At 48.2% G+C, this 16,527-nt stretch carries 14 protein-coding genes, 1 tRNA gene and 1 CRISPR repeat array; of the genes, 7 read left to right on the top strand and 8 right to left on the bottom strand.

Annotated features, from left to right (window positions below; translation table 11 throughout):
- Positions 1 to 14 precede the first annotated feature (14 nt).
- The 6 genes from csy2 to rsuA all read right to left on the bottom strand — a co-directional run bounded on the left by csy2 (position 15) and on the right by rsuA (position 9,431).
- The gene (gene csy2, locus M988_RS07215; protein WP_039187558.1) at positions 15 to 965 is read right to left on the bottom strand and encodes a type I-F CRISPR-associated protein Csy2; all 951 of its coding nucleotides are present in this window, start codon (positions 963 to 965) and stop codon (positions 15 to 17) included.
- Complete coding sequence (csy1, locus tag M988_RS07210; protein WP_064573470.1) at positions 965 to 2,308, bottom strand: type I-F CRISPR-associated protein Csy1; 1,344 nt, start codon at positions 2,306 to 2,308, stop codon at positions 965 to 967. Before csy1 ends, csy2 begins: the two co-directional genes overlap by 1 nt.
- A gap of 29 nt (positions 2,309 to 2,337) precedes the next feature.
- Positions 2,338 to 5,487, bottom strand: coding sequence for a type I-F CRISPR-associated helicase Cas3f (gene cas3f, locus M988_RS07205; protein ID WP_064573469.1), 3,150 nt, complete (start codon positions 5,485 to 5,487; stop codon positions 2,338 to 2,340).
- Positions 5,488 to 5,782: 295 nt separating this feature from the next.
- Positions 5,783 to 6,163 carry a YejG family protein gene (locus M988_RS07200; RefSeq protein ID WP_008813931.1) on the bottom strand — a complete coding sequence of 127 codons (381 nt, stop codon included), beginning with the start codon at positions 6,161 to 6,163 and terminating at the stop codon, positions 5,783 to 5,785.
- A 511-nt stretch (positions 6,164 to 6,674) separates the two neighbouring features.
- Positions 6,675 to 7,062: direct repeats of the CRISPR family, unit length 28 nt; unit sequence TTTCTAAGCTGCCTGTACGGCAGTGAAC.
- A 347-nt stretch (positions 7,063 to 7,409) separates the two neighbouring features.
- Positions 7,410 to 8,618: a Bcr/CflA family multidrug efflux MFS transporter gene (locus M988_RS07195; RefSeq protein ID WP_008813932.1), complete on the bottom strand. Its 1,209-nt coding sequence runs from the start codon at positions 8,616 to 8,618 to the stop codon at positions 7,410 to 7,412.
- 90 nt (positions 8,619 to 8,708) lie between these two features.
- Complete coding sequence (gene rsuA / locus M988_RS07190) at positions 8,709 to 9,431, bottom strand: 16S rRNA pseudouridine(516) synthase RsuA (RefSeq protein WP_008813933.1); 723 nt, start codon at positions 9,429 to 9,431, stop codon at positions 8,709 to 8,711.
- 296 nt (positions 9,432 to 9,727) lie between these two features.
- On the opposite strand from rsuA, the gene M988_RS07185 reads away from it, so the two are divergent.
- From M988_RS07185 to rplY, 3 genes are all read left to right on the top strand, one after another.
- Entirely contained in the window at positions 9,728 to 9,967 is a 240-nt protein-coding gene (locus tag M988_RS07185; RefSeq protein ID WP_008813934.1) for a YecH family metal-binding protein, read from the top strand.
- A gap of 24 nt (positions 9,968 to 9,991) precedes the next feature.
- The gene (gene radD / locus M988_RS07180) at positions 9,992 to 11,752 is read left to right on the top strand and encodes a DNA repair helicase RadD (protein ID WP_064573464.1); all 1,761 of its coding nucleotides are present in this window, start codon (positions 9,992 to 9,994) and stop codon (positions 11,750 to 11,752) included.
- A gap of 145 nt (positions 11,753 to 11,897) precedes the next feature.
- Entirely contained in the window at positions 11,898 to 12,182 is a 285-nt protein-coding gene (gene rplY, locus M988_RS07175) for a 50S ribosomal protein L25 (protein ID WP_004089547.1), read from the top strand.
- Positions 12,183 to 12,273: 91 nt separating this feature from the next.
- Here rplY and yejK read toward each other — a convergent pair whose 3' ends face one another.
- Positions 12,274 to 13,281, bottom strand: coding sequence for a nucleoid-associated protein YejK (gene yejK / locus M988_RS07170; protein ID WP_004089548.1), 1,008 nt, complete (start codon positions 13,279 to 13,281; stop codon positions 12,274 to 12,276).
- 210 nt (positions 13,282 to 13,491) lie between these two features.
- Between yejK and M988_RS07165 the strand changes: the two genes are divergently transcribed.
- The 4 genes from M988_RS07165 (at position 13,492) to M988_RS07150 (ending at position 16,186) form a co-directional block, all read left to right on the top strand.
- Positions 13,492 to 13,719 (top strand): YejL family protein, encoded by a 228-nt coding sequence (locus M988_RS07165; protein WP_035502208.1) that lies wholly within the window; start codon positions 13,492 to 13,494, stop codon positions 13,717 to 13,719.
- A 30-nt stretch (positions 13,720 to 13,749) separates the two neighbouring features.
- Entirely contained in the window at positions 13,750 to 15,534 is a 1,785-nt protein-coding gene (gene yejM / locus M988_RS07160; RefSeq protein ID WP_008813937.1) for an LPS biosynthesis-modulating metalloenzyme YejM, read from the top strand.
- 74 nt (positions 15,535 to 15,608) lie between these two features.
- Positions 15,609 to 15,685 (top strand) — tRNA-Pro (locus M988_RS07155).
- A 240-nt stretch (positions 15,686 to 15,925) separates the two neighbouring features.
- A complete protein-coding gene (locus tag M988_RS07150) occupies positions 15,926 to 16,186 on the top strand; it encodes a DinI-like family protein (protein WP_064573461.1) in 261 nt (86 codons plus the stop codon).
- 244 nt (positions 16,187 to 16,430) lie between these two features.
- Here M988_RS07150 and M988_RS23340 read toward each other — a convergent pair.
- The coding region (locus tag M988_RS23340; protein WP_156518158.1) for an autotransporter outer membrane beta-barrel domain-containing protein at positions 16,431 to 16,527 on the bottom strand (97 nt) is incomplete at its 5' end.

Raw genomic sequence — 16,527 nt, 5'->3', positions numbered from 1 at the left:
CTCTCCGTCTATAATTAGTAGATAATTTCTTCAATTTCGTCTGTTGATTCATCGGGCTGAATCAATGCCGCCGTTTGGGAACCACAGCAGTAGTAGCCCTGTTCCGTTACGCGATAGCGCCACATCAAACTGGATAGATCATGAAAATGGTGTAAACCGCGCCATTCCCCTACGCCATAAACCGCCTCGGCAAAACAAAATGGGGTTTCTGTATCACGGGTGTGACTCACTTCGCCCGGTTCATACAGTGGAGAAATACGCTGATAGCCTGTTAATAGCGGAACGAGATAGCGCTTCGCCGGTTTAGGTAAATAGCGCCACTCTACTTTTCCACTCTCTGGATCTTTTACCGCTGCTCTTTTTAACGCAGCAAAATCCAGCCATGCATCAAGCATTTGGGCTTCTGGCTGGGTTGTACGTAAATCAGCCAAATGGGCGGCAAGCAGCGCGGAGCGATCCAGCAAGACAAAGCTAGGAAGGTGCTGACAAATCAGTCGCCGCAGTGCATCCGCGTTAAGCGGATACGACATCACCTCCACTTTTTCAATGTCTGTGATGATCCCTCCCGCCAAGCGTAGCGTTTGACACTGCGTTTGCAGATGCTGAGCTAGGGCATTCAATCCTTCATCACCATTTGCGATGGTGCCATTGCATTCAATCATCAAGGAAACCGTCATATGCATGCGCCCTTCCTCGTTGAACGCCGCCGTTTTCGCTTCTTTGGTTAATGGATTACGCGTTAAGGCAAACTGATGATCCCAACCCGAGCTGTGCGTATGATGCTGAAAGTGATGAGAAATAACGGTGCAGCCGTCAAGGCTAAGATTATGGCTTTGCTGTATACGGCGTGAGAGCGCGTGGGTATATCCCAGAAAATGGGTTATCGCTGGGAAACCGTAGGTTAACCCTGCAACGCAGTTAGCATTTTCCACACGTACTCGGCGTAAAACGATTAAGTAGCCCATTACAGTTTCTCCGCCAGAGACCATTCAAACTCGCGAATGTACTTGTTGAACAACGGCTGAGTTCGCCATTCCATACGCTCCACCATACCTAGCTCTAACGCTTCGTCGTGTAGCTGTAGGTTCAGCCAAAGAGTAAAATCATCAGCGACCGCTTTTTTCCAATCGCCGCCTTCACGTTCCAATTTAAAGTCGTCATCAACGCGGCAACGATAAGGATCAAGCCATAATTGTTGTGCACGTTTTAGTTCGCAGTTTTTATCTAATGTCCAGCCCTGCCACTCTTCACGCTGAATACCCTCTACTACTGTAAACAATTGCACGATGATGTCTTCCACCAACTCCTGACGACGCTCCCGGATTTCAACCGTGCTATCGCAATCCAACTTGCTACGCAGATACTGCTGTAGCTGGTGTGCATTATTCTTAGCCACAAAATGAAACGGGCCGCTCTTCTGAAAAATAGATTTCAGGTGTATCGGGGGTTTTTCAATCGGCTTGAACTGCGGCGGCGAACAAGGAAGCAACCAAACACGGCCACCGCGTACGCTGTTAAGATAGGAAATATTTTGCGGCTTGGTGCCTCCTACATTCATAACGGCAGTATTCAGATAGTAAGTAATGGGGGCCTCATGCCATTCCCCTTCCTTTCTGGCCTGATTAGCCACTTTGGTTTCGTCACTGAATCGTGCATCAACAATTCGCTGATGCAATGCATGGGCAAGAGATGAAGGAAAAAGCGGGCTAATCAGATGATATTTACCATCACCCACCGGAAAATAGACCTGCTTGGCTAATTTATGGCTGGAAGGCGATTTATTACTTAACGCCTGTTGAAAGCCTTCCACCCAAAGGGCGAGTTGTTCAGCGTTTTCAGCAAAACCTTGCAGCGCTGAATAATCGCCGCGTTGCAAACTCGCTACCAAAGAATCTCCGTCACATTCAGTTTGCAAAAATTTGGCGACATCCAGCACGGCTGCGTTGCCCACGGCGTCTATCGCTGGCTGAGTCAGCGTTGCACTGGATAAATAAACTGGCGACTCACTGTTTTCCGCATGTATCAGCACGCTGCTACTTTTAGAATCACCGTGAGTGTATTTAGCCGCGTGGGTCACTAAGCTAATCTGCCCTGCTCGCGCCGCCGCATCGGTTAACCAGCGACGAGTTTCATAACGCAGCTCCAGCGCCCTTCGTTCTTCAGCCAAACTAATTTCAAGCGCGCCTTTTTCTGCTTCACTTACCACCGCGAGTTTCTTTTGTGCGTCTTTATCAAAGGCCTCTAACTTGTTGGTTCCTCGGCCTTCAATAAATGACGCAATAAAAGAGGTCAGTCCGTTTTCTGACATGCTGTGCTCCTTATTTATTTTTAAATTCATCACTCAAACGCGCGAAACACCCCAAGTACCGGATTAAAACGCCACGCCTCTGAGTCTTCTCTGTAGATGCTTAGGCATATCTCACCAAACTTTTGACCGACCTCTTCGAGTTCCATACCCAATTTGTCTGCCAGATGGTTGTAGACATCAGGATAAGACGTTTGGATCCAAGCGCTTACGCCGTCCGCGATGGTTAACTCTGGATAGTCAAACTCACCGCTCTCTTTCCAACCAAAGCTGCCGCTATCAATGTTGTAAAAACGCAGTTTGTCATCGTCATCCAACAGCAACGCGCACTCCTGCTGTTTAGTGGTTTGCCGAAATGGCATCTGCCGCTGCGATTCACCGCACCAGTCAACGTGGCCGCGCCACCACTGAGCCGCTGGGCTCTGCTTTCCTAATAACTCTAGGGAGAGTCGGTAATGTTCCAAATCGACAAGGTTATTAAACGGAGGGCGCTTTGGCGCGTCGGTTCGTTGATGGATACGCGCGCTGGCGTCGATATGCTGGTACTGCTCTTCGATAAGGAGCTCCCGCAAATCGTGACTGGCCAACAGATATTTTTGAGACTCAAAACCTGGGCGGCAGTAGGCTGCAGCGCCGCTGTCGTTTTGGCGCAAAGATTTAATATTTTTGGTTAGAATATGCAGATTCGGCGTTTTTGGCGGTCGCTGGCGATGGCGCTGGATACGCCCAGCCAATTGAATCAACGATCGCATTGAGCTGGGCTCAGCGATAGCCCAATCAAGATCCCAATCCCTTCCAACTTCAGTGACCGATGTTCCTAACACCACAAATAAATGATGAGATTCAGGATATTGCTCAAGGGCATGACGAACCTCAGCGACCGACCATAGCGCCTCGGGTTGATGGCGCGTAAGCATGGCGTCTAGACGTTGCTCGATATGCGAACGCATCGCCAATGGATGCTGGCTGTGATACACGCAATAATGGATACGACAATCGGTCTCTGGCGAAGTTGAAAATAGACGCTGCGCGGTTGCCACCAAAGGATCAATATTGGCCATACGGATCAACCCAACGGATACCGTCTTGCCACTCTCGTGTAATTGATGGTGTTGGCGGTGCAGTTGCATCATCGACGCGTGTAAAACATCGGTGAGGCTCGCCATGACATCACTTATTTTGCGGGTCGGAGATTCGAGCGGTATAAGCTCCGCATAACGCAGCGGAGTCACTTGTTTGAGCTTAGCGATTCGTTGAGAAACAAAGGATTCGTGGATCTCTTTAAAACGCAATCCATCACTAATATCTTCGCTGACGGCATTATTTTCATCAAACCATGCACAGCAAATATTCACCGGAGCATTCGGTATACCGCACGATTTTTGATATTCCCCGCGTCCCGCTTCATAAGCGCGAAATAAAGCCTGAATCAGCGCAGGCGGCAGCGTGGCTGAAGACAGCAACACTCGGCTACCCAGCATACCCGCCCAGTTAACTAATCGACATAATGCCGGTAAATCAGCAATATCAAAGTCATCTGGCTCATCCAGTACCAGATCAGAGGTAAGTAAACGCAGCATGGGAGCAATCTGCTTTCCACCACGAATGCCTTCGCAGGCTGGCATTAAATGGTCGATAGTGCTGACCAGCACCGGCGCGCTAATCAATTTGTGTAATTTGCTGTCCTGTTTCAACCAGTGACTTAATCGTCCATCGTCGAGACTGCCGTCGTAGCGAACATATTGATGCTCAGCAAAAAAAGTTTCTGCCGATTGGCTACTCACATCGTTAGCCGGCATCGTACGATATAATTGATGGAGCTGTTGTACTGACGAAGAGCCGATCAACGTGGCGAGATCGTCACTTTGTAATTGAAGTTTATCACGCAGCGCATCGCCGGTTTGCAACGTCAGCGTTCGTAATCCCAACGCCACAGAAAACCGACAGCCCTGTTTTTCGTCGGCTAACGCATACATGATCCGCGCATTAGCAAACGTCTTACCGCAGCCGGTCGATGCCATATTGATACCAAAAAACCCTTGCTGAACCGAGCGTTCACGCAACGCGGCGGCAGTATCAAATGCCGTATCCTGCCAACGAAATCGAGCATGGCTAGTGCGTTGTTTAAAGCCCTTATGACGGGTAATTGCAGGTAAAGTCTGTCGTAGTTTAGGAAGGCAACGCCCCAGCAACAGCGCATTCTGTCCCACGCCAACGTTGTGCTCATCCAATTTTTGCTTGAGCGCCTTGGTGTCTGTATCGGTATTCGCCCAAGCAGAGTATTCAGGAGATTGCCAACCAGACGTCGCTGGTCTCGAAGAGTAATCATGGTCAGCCAGCATCAAAACCAGCCGCGAGATATGCACAGCAAAACGGCTAGTTAACTGACCATATGCAATGAGTGACCTAGACTGCAAAGCGCGTTGAGCAAACTTGCGTGCCTTGGTGCACCAAATATCGCTATGCAGCGGCGTGCCATGCGGAAATCGCCACACGCGTTGTAAATCCTGCTCGGTCCAGTCTCCCGCATCCTGATTGGTTGAGTTCCACACTGAATTAAACTGCGTCTCCAGCCACAAAGCACTATCCGTAAACTGTGGTTGAGCTTGATAGTTAATTTCAGGGTTAGGTGAATACTGAGGGTAAACAGGTAGGCGATGATGAGAAACAATCAACCAAGCAACTGCTTGGGCCAGAGGTGGCAGCGAAGCGAAGATATTCGCGTTTTCCGGCTGAGGATCGCGTTCTAAGCGAGACAACATCTCATCTTCATTTGCGGAAGACACCTCAGCAAGCGAACATAACCATTCGGTGTCCGTTTGTTTACCTACAAAAGCCTGAAATAGACGCAACGATATCCATTCATGACGATAGGGCTGGAATCGGCGGCCTGAAGTCGCGGTTAATCCCTGCTGAAATAGCTGATTTGCCTTGCCAAAATCATGGAACAACCCCGAAATACCCGCCAGTAAGCTAATCGCTTCTGCGCTATGCCACAGGTTTTCATCTCGGCTCTTAAGAATATCGCGCGAAGTTCGGTTAGTTAGCACCGTCCCCTGTGCATCAGGCTCTCCCCGCTCACCATTGACCAAAACACCACAGTATTGCGGATAATCGATGTTCGAATGCGTAGAGATGTGAATAGCGTTTAAATCGGAAGGAGATAAGTCGTGATTGTTCATATCGCTAACGCCGTTGTAATCGTTAACTGAAAATATCACGATAAACTTAAATAATTTTTAAGTTAAGTCACAATTAACTACCAACATGCCTTAATAATCAATTATGTAACTATATTGGAAAACGAAATTCATAATATCAGTTAATTATTGTACATAAATCGGCGATAAGAATATGGGATTGCCTGCATAGCAGTGAACATCAGGACGATAGCGAAGAAAGACAGGAATGATAGGCAGATCCCTGCATGCACCGGCAGCCACACAGGCGTGCCGGTATGCGGTTCTAACAAGGAAGTCAGAACGGATACTGAGCGATAATCGGCTCGGCGATCGCCACACCGACGTTTTTCAAACGGCACATCGCCGCACTTTCATCTTCAAGATGAACAAATAGGCAAGGTTCACCGTCAAGCTCAACGACAGAGCAGTTTACCTGCATCTCTTGTAAAGACTGATTCAGACGTTTCATGATTTGCCATGCAGCTTCTCCCTCTTCACTCAGGAGCTTCAGGCCAATCAGACTATTACTCTCAATAGCACTATTATTAACGTCCGTATTCTCAACGCCAGCCGTCTTTTCCAAATAAATGGGTTCGACCTGCACGCCGGTGAGCCCTGATGACCATCGGTAGCTTTGCGGCAACCGGTGGACTATCGAAAGCTGGAAACTATTCACATTTTTACCCTGATTAAAAACTAACTACAATTTTTTCACAAAAAACTCACATCGTAAACCTAAGTTCGCACTATTCCGGCTATTTGATGACTTAATCGTCATTTTGTTATGAGTTTGTTTATTACATTTCGGTAACACCGAAGAATAAACAGCCTAAAGCACGATCTTGTTGGCGCTACTCCATTTTTTCACTCTAGAAGTACCACGATGGAGGGAGATCGGTTATTGGGGTTATATGTATACTTTTATCTTTATTACCACAACCATTTTCGTTTCATTTTAATTACTTTGTCGTGTTTTTCAATTTACATACAAAATACAATAAATCACTGAACCATGATCAATGAAATTAGCTAATTAATTGTTTTTATGGAAAATAAAAAGCACAACGAATGCTAAATAACTTTAATGTTTTGTCTTTTCACAATGGATTTTACCTAGTTAAGTTAGATGTTCTGTTAAAAAAATGAAAATCCATGCCAAAAACTGAAAATAGTTAGCACGATTATATTTTCTAAGCTGCCTGTACGGCAGTGAACTGTTCAAAATGCAGTTATTGACACGGTTCCAATTTCTAAGCTGCCTGTACGGCAGTGAACGGGCCAGTCGTTAAAGGTGGTCGTGTTGAGCTTTTCTAAGCTGCCTGTACGGCAGTGAACTTTCAATGGTGATGTATATGAAGCTAGCTATATTTCTAAGCTGCCTGTACGGCAGTGAACTCCAGCTAAACGCACCACGCCCCCCGCTACTTTTTCTAAGCTGCCTGTACGGCAGTGAACAGCGTTCAAGCATCATATCGTGATAAACATCATTTCTAAGCTGCCTGTACGGCAGTGAACCTTATGTTCATGAGATGCCGGGGACGCTAAAATTTCTAAGCTGCCTGTACGGCAGTGAACTGTAGAATAATAGCAAAAAGGTTTGACTAATCAGAGCGGTAACTCATTTTTGGTTAAAAGACCTTTTTTATTTCTGGCTCGGCACCACACATAAAATCAATACGTTACGTGTGGGTAGGAAAAAAGGGTTTTGCGCCACGGATTTTCATTTCTAAGTGAATCACTGGAGAATGGGGTTCAAATCCCGCAGGAGAGTTTGGATCAGGTGAGTGCGTGGCTGAAAGCATCTGCGTATCTGATGCTAAAGCTGTGTGATATGGTCAACACACGGTTGCCGCAGATATCTCCGAACGCCCAGTCGTCGGCCTCCCCGCCTCTTTCAGCGACGGGGAGACGAGCGGTCACGCTCAGACAGGTTCTACGCGGCTACTCTTGGAAGGTCTAGAAGCGTACAGGAACAACATCATTGCGGCGAAAATGCATAAGAACATTGAGCTGACCATCGGCCATTCACTGCGCGCCGAAGCCAGTGCCAACAACGTTCCTACCACTGCACCAAGGCTGAAACGTAACGTTCCTGCCAGTGACGAAGCCGTTCCCGCCATATGTGGGAAGTCATCCAAAATAACCGCCATCGCATTCGATGTGATCATTGCGATACATCCCACGTAAGCCGCTACCCCAATCACCAGCGACCAAAAGCCTAGGCCTAGCGCTGCCGTGATGACCAACCAGATCCCCATAACAAACTGCACCAGCAGACCAAATCTCAGCATGTTTATCGCACCAAAACGGCGCACATTGCGGCTATTAATCAGCGTCATGATAAACAGGAATACGATGTTTAACGCAAAGTAGTAGCCAAAATGCTGTGGCGATACGCCGTTAAGATCGATGTAAACAAAGGGACCCGCACTAAGGAATGAGAACATACCGGCGAATGAAAAGCCGCTGGCTAGCATGTAACACAGCACCCGCTTATGGCGGAACAACGACGCAAAGTTGCCCAAAGTGGTACGCAATCGGAACTTTTGTCGTTTCTCTTTCGGCAGCGTTTCCTTAATAAAGATGGCCACCAAGATCGTGCCCAACAGTGCAGCGCCTGCCATCGCCCAAAAAATCGCATGCCAGCTAAACCAAATTAGCAATGCTCCGCCCATGATCGGCGCCAGCAGCGGCGCGATAGTCATAACCAGTACCACAAACGACATCATGCGAGCGAAATCGTCTTTCGTGAACATATCACGCATCAGCGCATTGATAACGACGCTTGCCGCCGCGGCGGCTAAACCGTGGATCAAGCGCATCACAATCAGTTGGTCAACAGACTGCGCCATCGCACACGCCGCACCGGCCAAGGCAAAGAATAGCGTGCCGTACATGATGACGGGTTTACGCCCAATGCTGTCTGCCATTGGACCATAAATCATTTGCCCAAACGCGAAGCCCAGCGTGTAAGCACTGAGCGTCATCTGCACATCACCGCTTGGAACACCAAATTGTTCAGCGATCACCGGCATACTCGGCAAATACATATCGATAGCCAACGGCATCAACATAGATAACAAACCGAGGATCAGGATCAATCCAAGATGGGAACTACGGGGTGTCTGCACGCAGCACATTCCTTATTCATTGTTCTTATCGTACTTCAGGCCGTCGCCATGTTGCGACAGCGCGAAGTATTCTAAGCGTTAACGCATTGATTAATCTTTCGACTGTAGCTCAATGGGTAATCCCACGCTGGCAATCTCTTCCTCAGTCAGAGGACGGTATTCACCCGGCGCTAAGTCTTCATCCAACTCAATGGCGCCAATTCGCTCACGGTGTAGTTCAACCACGCGATTACCGACTGCAGCAAACATGCGTTTTACCTGATGGTAACGCCCTTCGCTGATGGTCAAGCGCACGACATTGGCATCCAATTGTTCAAGCGTAGCGGGTTTAGTCAGATCTTTCTCGCCGTGCAGTTGCACACCGTGAGCGAACTGTTCTGCCGTATCGTCTGCCAGCGGATGTTCAAGGGTAACCAAGTAGGTTTTATCGCATTCATGCTTTGGTGAAGTGATTCGGTGCGACCACTGGCCGTCATCGGTTAATAGCACCAGACCCGTGGTATCCAAATCCAAGCGCCCCGCGGCATGTAGTTTTTCGGCCAGCGGCTCATCGATAAAATAGAGAATGGTTGAGTGATCGGGATCGTCCGTGGAACACACATAGCCTTCAGGCTTATGCAGCATGAAATAACGTGGACCGTGGATCTGTTCCAATACTTGACCATCAAAAGCCACTTCTTGTTCTGGGGTGAGCTTGTGCGCACCGCTCTTTACAATTTCGCCGTCTACAGTGACGCGCTTTGCACGCAGTTCTCGGGCAATCAGCGCACGGCTGATACCTAACTGCTGGGATAAAAACTTGTCCAGTCGCATGGAACCTGCTTTGTATTTCTATGAGAATCGGAGGGTTTCATTGAGCGTGCGCGCTATACCGCCTGAGCAGTACGGGCATCGTTCATAAACCAAAGAAGAACCGAGGATTATAGCGACTCTTCACCGCCGCGCCTATCTCAAGCGTAGTTTAATTATCCGCGGAGTATCTGAAACAAGGGTGATATTGCCGTAGCGCCCCTATTTTGACGAATCCTAGCAATATTGCTCAGCAACATTGCCAAACTCACCCTTTTTACTGCATGCTATATCACTGTACACTTTTACAGGAGATTTCAATGTCGTCCATCCACGGTCATGAAGTACTCAACATGATGATTGATTCTGGCGAGTCGTTTTCAACCGCTAGCCTGATTACCGCCATTGAGCAGCGCTTTGGTGCCGACGCCCGTTTTCATACCTGTTCTCAGCAAGATTTGACCGCCGCTCAGTTGGTGGATTTTTTGGCATCACGCGGCAAATTCATTCCTAGCGATAACGGTTTTAACACCCATAGCAGTAAAATCTGCCAACATTAATAGACATTCGATAATAGCAATTTAATGGCCTTTACTCTTCGCCCTTACCAACGTGAGGCGGTGGACGCAACCATCGCACACTTCAGAAAACACCAAGAACCTGCGGTTATTGTGTTACCTACCGGCGCGGGTAAAAGTTTGGTCATTGCCGAGCTGGCAAAGCTGGCCCGCGGCCGCGTTCTGGTTCTCGCCCACGTAAAAGAGTTGGTGGCGCAAAACCACAGTAAATACTGTGCTTATGGTCTGGATGCCGATATTTTTTCCGCCGGTTTGCAACAGAAAGAGAGCAGCGGAAAAGTGGTATTTGGCAGTGTGCAGTCCGTAGCGCGTAACCTGCCGCTGTTCGACGGCGAGTTCTCATTGCTGATCGTGGATGAATGTCACCGAATCAGCGACAGCGACGATAGCCAGTACCAGCAAATTCTTCAGCATTTGCGCAGTAACAATCCCAATCTGCGTTTGCTCGGCCTTACGGCCACGCCCTATCGTCTTGGCAAAGGTTGGATCTATCAGTATCACTATCACGGCATTACGCGCGGCGACAGCAACAGCCTTTTTCGCGACTGCATTTACGAATTACCGCTGCGTTATATGATCAAAAACCAATTTCTGGTTCCGCCAGAAAGATTGGACATGCCGGTAGTGCAGTACGATTTCAGTCGTCTGGAACCCAACAGCAACGGATTATTTCGTGAAACCGATCTCAACCGTGAGCTAAAGGATCAGCAGCGGATCACGCCGCATATCGTCAGTCAAATTATGGAATTTGCCGCCACGCGCAAAGGCGTGATGATTTTTGCCTCTACCGTTGAACATGCGCGTGAAATCCACGGTCTTTTGCCTCCTGAACAGGCAGCGCTGGTGAGCGCAGAAACCCCGGGCGATGAGCGTGACGCCATTATCAACGCGTTTAAGCGGCAGGAGTTGCTTTATCTGGTGAACGTCGCGGTGCTTACCACCGGATTTGATGCGCCCCACGTCGATTTGATCGCCATTTTACGACCAACGGAATCTATCAGCCTTTACCAACAGATTGTCGGTCGTGGTCTGCGTCTATCACCGGGGAAAACAGACTGTCTGATCCTCGATTATGCGGGTAACCCACACGATCTGTTTACACCAGAAGTGGGAACCACCAAACCCCACAGCGATAGCCAACCGGTACAGGTTTTTTGCCCTGGATGCGGTTTTGCCAATACGTTTTGGGGGAAAACGACGGAAAACGGCGACATTATTGAGCACTATGGCCGCCGCTGTCAGGGATGGCTGGAGGACGATGAAGGTGGGCGTGAACAATGTGACTACCGTTTTCGCTTCAAAACCTGCCCACACTGTGGAGCAGAAAACGACATCGCTGCTCGACGCTGCCATCAGTGTCATCAGGTATTAGTCGATCCCGATGATATGCTAAAAGAAGCCCTCAAGCTAAAAGACGCCTTAGTGCTGCGCTGTGGTGGAATGCAGCTTCAGCACGGAGAAGATGACAAAGGTGAGTGGCTGTCGATCACCTATTACGACGAAGATGGTGCTGACGTCAGTGAACGGTTTCGCTTAAAAACTCCCGCTCAGCGTACCGCCTTTATGCAGTTATTTTTACGTCCGCACCTTCGCGCCCCCGGTATAGAGCTGGTTTGGAAGCGTGCTGCGGATATTGTGGCTCAGCAAGAGAAACTTCGTTACCCCGATTTTGTGGTCGCCCGCATGAAAGGACGGTTTTGGCAAATAAGAGAAAAAGTTTTCGATTATCAGGGGCGTTATCGCAAAGCTGATTCGCTACGCGGCTAGGTTTTCTTGCCAAAGCGGGCAGATTTATTTGCCGTAAGCCCTGTGTTTCGTTAGAATGCCGCCCGCTTTTACTATTAAAAGCAGAATCTCCTGCCTGTTGCTGGGTCGCCTGTAACAGGTCTAAATTTTATATAGAGATACAATTATGTTCACTATTGAAGCAACTGCACGTAAAGAGCAGGGTAAGGGTGCGAGCCGCCGCCTGCGTACTTCTGGTAAGTTCCCAGCTATCGTTTATGGCGGAAACCAAGAACCAGTAGCCGTAGAAATCGATCATGACACGACTTGGAACATGCAAGAGAAAGAAGGCTTTTACGAACAAGTAATCGCTCTGATGATCGACGGCAAAGAAACCAAAGTTAAGGTTCAAGCTGTTCAGCGTCACCCGTTCAAACGTAAACTGACTCACGTTGACTTCGTTCGCGCTTAATTGCCGACTGAGTTAAATCGAGTTTCGTTAGTTTGAAAGAAAAAACGCCGCAATTGCGGCGTTTTTTTTATCTCAAATTCGGTGCAAAAGATTAATTCCCACCGCTGCTACGACGCTGTAGCTGATCGCGTAAGTTCGGTGGTGTTCCTTTGATGGTCAGCGTATCCGTCGCCGGATCCCAGAAAATACGCTCGCCGAGCAGCATCGCATCAAAGTTAATCGTCAAACCGCCACCGCTGCCCGCCATTTTAGTCAGTTGGCGCAGCGTACTGCGATCGGCAGGGAAGCTCTCTTCTAAATCATATCCCTGTTCGGCGGTAAACTGCTGGAAGTCTTTCTCCCCAACAGGTGGAATTTCTTTGGCTAAGGCTTCGAGCTCAATCTCTTCACCCGCCTGTAACTGGCCGTTACAGTAGCTGTACACCTGCTGACGATATGCCTGCCGCTCGTTTTTATCCAACTGCCCTTCAGCGCAGTAATCATCAACCGCCTGTAACAGACCTCGGTTTTGAGCTTTGGCATCGAGCCCTTCGCTTGCGGCGAGAAAATCCATAAAGAAATCGGAAACTTTTCGACCGACGCGACCTTTCAGGAAGGTCAAATAGCGGTGGGATTCTGGGTTGGTTTCCCACTCGGTGAGATCTATCCGCGCAACAATATCAGCGCGCATGATATCGAGGTAGTGGGTGCTGCTGATATCGAGTTCTTCATTGACGCGCATGCTGCTACAGCTGTTAAGCACCGCAATCAACAAATACTCCACGGCCAGATAGCGATATTGGCAGAACAGCACCACGCCGCCATCGGCGAACGGATATTTTGCGAGTTCATCACGCAAACGGCCCGTCGCTGCACGGCTAAATGCCAGAAAATCTTCATTGCCGCGACGATAGTTACGCAATGCCTCTGCCAACTCGCTCTCTTCAGAGAAGGTGCCATAGGCTTTGCTTTTCGCACTGTATACGCGATGCAACTCAGCCATCATCTCTTCTACTGCTGCATTTTTGGCTAACAATGAATCACGTAGCACCACATCTAATTGCTGCTCGTCGCGTTTAACCAACTGATGCAACGCAATCTGTTCGAGATCCAGACTCATTTTTCTTCTCCCATTTCGCCCCGGACACGTTTAGGCGCGTATTCAAACACTGTTGATTCTTCCCCGCAAGCGAGGCTGAATGTATTTTGATAAATTGGGTGGTGGAAGCTAAGGTATAATCAATGAAAATAACAAATGTATAAAAGAGCGGAAAATCACGCGCCTATACGGTAAGATATGGCACTTTGTCAGTCTGAGAAGCTTAATTCTATGCCACAATCATCCCGTTACAGTGACGAACACGTTGAACAACTGCTCAGTGAGCTGGCCAACGTACTGGAATCGCACCACACACCAAACGATCTTTCTTTGATGGTTTTGGGTAATATGGTGACGAATCTGATTAACACCAGCATCGCACCCACACAGCGCCATGCTATTGCACGCTCTTTTGCTGAAGCTTTACAGGCTTCAATTCGGGAAGATAAAGCCCATTAATTTTTTGCCCGGACGTATAGACATACTTTTATGGTGACAAACCGTCAGCGATACCGTGAAAAAGTTTCCCAGATGATTAGCTGGGGGCATTGGTTCGCTCTGTTTAATATTCTGCTCGGTCTGCTTTTGGGCAGCCGGTACCTGTTTGTTGCCGATTGGCCCTCTTCATTGTTTGGGCGTGTCTATGCGGTGATCAGTTGGTTAGGGCACTTTAGCTTTGTTGGCTTTTCTGCTTATCTACTGATTATATTCCCACTCACGTTTGTGGTGATGTCGCAGCGACTGCTGCGCTTTATTTCCGCCGCGCTGGCGACCACAGGGTTAACGCTCCTACTGGTCGACTCTGAGGTCTTTACCCGTTTCCATCTCCACCTCAATCCGGTGGTGTGGGAGCTGGTAGTAAACCCAGATCAAGGTGAGCTGGCGCGAGACTGGCAGCTGATGTTTATCTGCGTGCCGGTCATTTTTCTGGTCGAAATGCTGTTTGGCACCTGGAGCTGGCAGAAGCTTCGTAGTCTGAACCGACAAAAATTCGGCAAACCCCTCGCTGGGCTGTTTATCACGGCGTTTCTGGCATCGCATCTTATCTACATCTGGGCCGATGCGAACTTCTATCGCCCTATCACCATGCAGCGCTCCAACCTTCCGCTTTCATATCCAATGACAGCGCGGCGTTTCTTGGAGAAACATGGTCTATTAGATGCTCAAGAATTCCAAAATCGATTGAACCAGACCGGTAGCCCGGAGGCGGTATCCGTTGAATATCCACTCAGTAAGCTTAGCTTTGCGGATAAAGGTACGGGTTATAACCTTCTGGTAATTGCCGTTGACGGCCTGCGTGCTGACGATATTAAACAAGATCTACCGCAGCTTGCCGCGTTTGGTGATGAGAATCTGGATTTCACCCAGCACTATAGTTCAGGTAACAATCTGGATAATGGGCTGTTTGGCCTGTTCTATGGTATCTCGCCTTCCTACCTTGAAGGTATTTTGGCTGGACGCAAACCATCTGCGTTGATTAACGCACTCAGCCAGCAACACTACCAGTTTGGTCTGTTCTCTTCCGATGGCTTTAGCGCCCCGCTCTATCGTCAAGCACTGCTGACCGATTTCAGCCTGCCAGCGCCAATCCGTCAAAGTGATGCCGATACCACCAAACAATGGCAACAATGGCTGGCAACCCAAACGACTCAATCGCCGTGGTTCTCTTACGTAAATTTAAACGGTACACGTAGCGCACTGGCGGGCAGTTCTGGACATAAACCTGAAGATTTCATGGCGAAATATCAGAAGGCAGCTTCCGGTGTTGATGCCCAGATAGCAACAATTCTGGATACGCTCAAACAACGCGGCGAACTCGATAAAACGGTCGTTGTGATTACCGCCAGCCACGGTATCGAATTTAACGACAGTGGCAAAGGTGATTGGGGCTTCGGGACTAACTATAGCCGCTATCAACTGCAAGTTCCGTTGATTATCCATTGGCCAGGAACACCGGCTCAAACCATCAACAAACTCACCAGCCACGCCGATGTTATGGCAACGTTGATGCAACGCTTACTGCACGTTGATACTCGAGCCGTTAACTACACGCAGGGCGAAGACCTGTTTGCTCCGAGTAGGAAACACAACTGGCTAGCGCTGGGTGATAGTGATGAGTTAGTCATCGTGACACCAAAAGAAACCATCATTTTGGATAAAAATGGCCGCTATCGTACCTACGATGCTGACAATGAAGAGATGAAAGGTGAGAAACCACAGCTAGCCTTACTGCTGCAGGTGCTTACGGATGTGAAACGCTTTATCGCCAATTAAACCTGGTTAAATAACGCGCGAACGCAACGCCATTATCTTGATAAACGGCAATTTTTGAGTACTATATGCCTGTTCGGCACGTAGCGCAGCCTGGTAGCGCACCGTCATGGGGTGTCGGGGGTCGGAGGTTCAAATCCTCTCGTGCCGACCAAATAATCCCAAGAAAACCAACCTATTGTGGGTTGGTTTTTTTATGTCTGAAATTCCTTGGTGTAATGCTGGTGTAAAAACGGTGTAATACCTGCCCACTCATACCTACTCATTCAAGACAAATTCCCGCCCAAATACTGGTTAAAAACACAGTAAAACTACTTGCACATAAGTTTAAAAAGCACAAAAACATAACTGTTTTTTTATACAGCATATTCCTAAATTCAGTGGAGTGAAACTTATGCGAGTAGAGATTAAGATCGACAGAAGAAATGAGAAAAGTTTGCCATCTGATGGGTTGGAGCAGATAGATCGGGAACTAAAAAAGCGTCTTAATAAAAAATACCACGGCACCGAGACTTTTACTCGATTTGCCACGGCAACGGATATTGTGATCACGGGTGGAAGTAAAGAAGCCTCAAAAGTAATCAGGAAGATGGTGGAGGAAATGTTCGAAGAAGCCGATGAGTGGTTAGTATGTGACGAAGTTGAAATGGCCTAATACTATTTGGCCGCTCAGCACAACAGGGCAGCCATCTTATTACATACAAGGGTTATCATCGAACTAACTCATCGACATGTCATTAACGACATAAGTCACCACGCCGAAAATCTCAAACCCTGTTTCTTCATCTGCAAACTTAACACCATCGTAACTCTTATAATTCTGCTTTTGGTTTCGTGATTAATGTCACCTATAACCATTAAAAAAGGCACCCTAAGGTGCCTTCGAATCATGCTATCAACTAGAAGTTATACTTCACGCCAATCATGGCCGTGCTGTCGTTATAGCCTTTATCACCGATTTGGGTTCCTACATTGCCCCATAGGTTCAGACGTGGG

Source organism: Hafnia paralvei ATCC 29927 (assembly GCF_001655005.1).
GTDB lineage: Bacteria > Pseudomonadota > Gammaproteobacteria > Enterobacterales > Enterobacteriaceae > Hafnia > Hafnia paralvei.
The sequence above is the reverse complement of the archived record's forward strand: the minus strand, read 5'-3'. Positions and strand labels throughout refer to the sequence as shown.

Excerpts from the sequence above, each read along its gene's own strand:
- csy2 (WP_039187558.1), bottom strand. The coding sequence starts at position 965 with ATGGGCTACTTAATCGTTTTACGCCGAGTACGTGTGGAAAATGCTAAC.
- csy1 (WP_064573470.1), bottom strand. The coding sequence starts at position 2,308 with ATGTCAGAAAACGGACTGACCTCTTTTATTGCGTCATTTATTGAAGGC.
- cas3f (WP_064573469.1), bottom strand. The coding sequence starts at position 5,487 with ATGAACAATCACGACTTATCTCCTTCCGATTTAAACGCTATTCACATC.
- rsuA (WP_008813933.1), bottom strand. The coding sequence starts at position 9,431 with ATGCGACTGGACAAGTTTTTATCCCAGCAGTTAGGTATCAGCCGTGCG.
- M988_RS07185 (WP_008813934.1), top strand. The coding sequence starts at position 9,728 with ATGTCGTCCATCCACGGTCATGAAGTACTCAACATGATGATTGATTCT.
- radD (WP_064573464.1), top strand. The coding sequence starts at position 9,992 with ATGGCCTTTACTCTTCGCCCTTACCAACGTGAGGCGGTGGACGCAACC.
- rplY (WP_004089547.1), top strand. The coding sequence starts at position 11,898 with ATGTTCACTATTGAAGCAACTGCACGTAAAGAGCAGGGTAAGGGTGCG.
- yejK (WP_004089548.1), bottom strand. The coding sequence starts at position 13,281 with ATGAGTCTGGATCTCGAACAGATTGCGTTGCATCAGTTGGTTAAACGC.
- M988_RS07165 (WP_035502208.1), top strand. The coding sequence starts at position 13,492 with ATGCCACAATCATCCCGTTACAGTGACGAACACGTTGAACAACTGCTC.
- yejM (WP_008813937.1), top strand. The coding sequence starts at position 13,750 with ATGGTGACAAACCGTCAGCGATACCGTGAAAAAGTTTCCCAGATGATT.
- M988_RS07150 (WP_064573461.1), top strand. The coding sequence starts at position 15,926 with ATGCGAGTAGAGATTAAGATCGACAGAAGAAATGAGAAAAGTTTGCCA.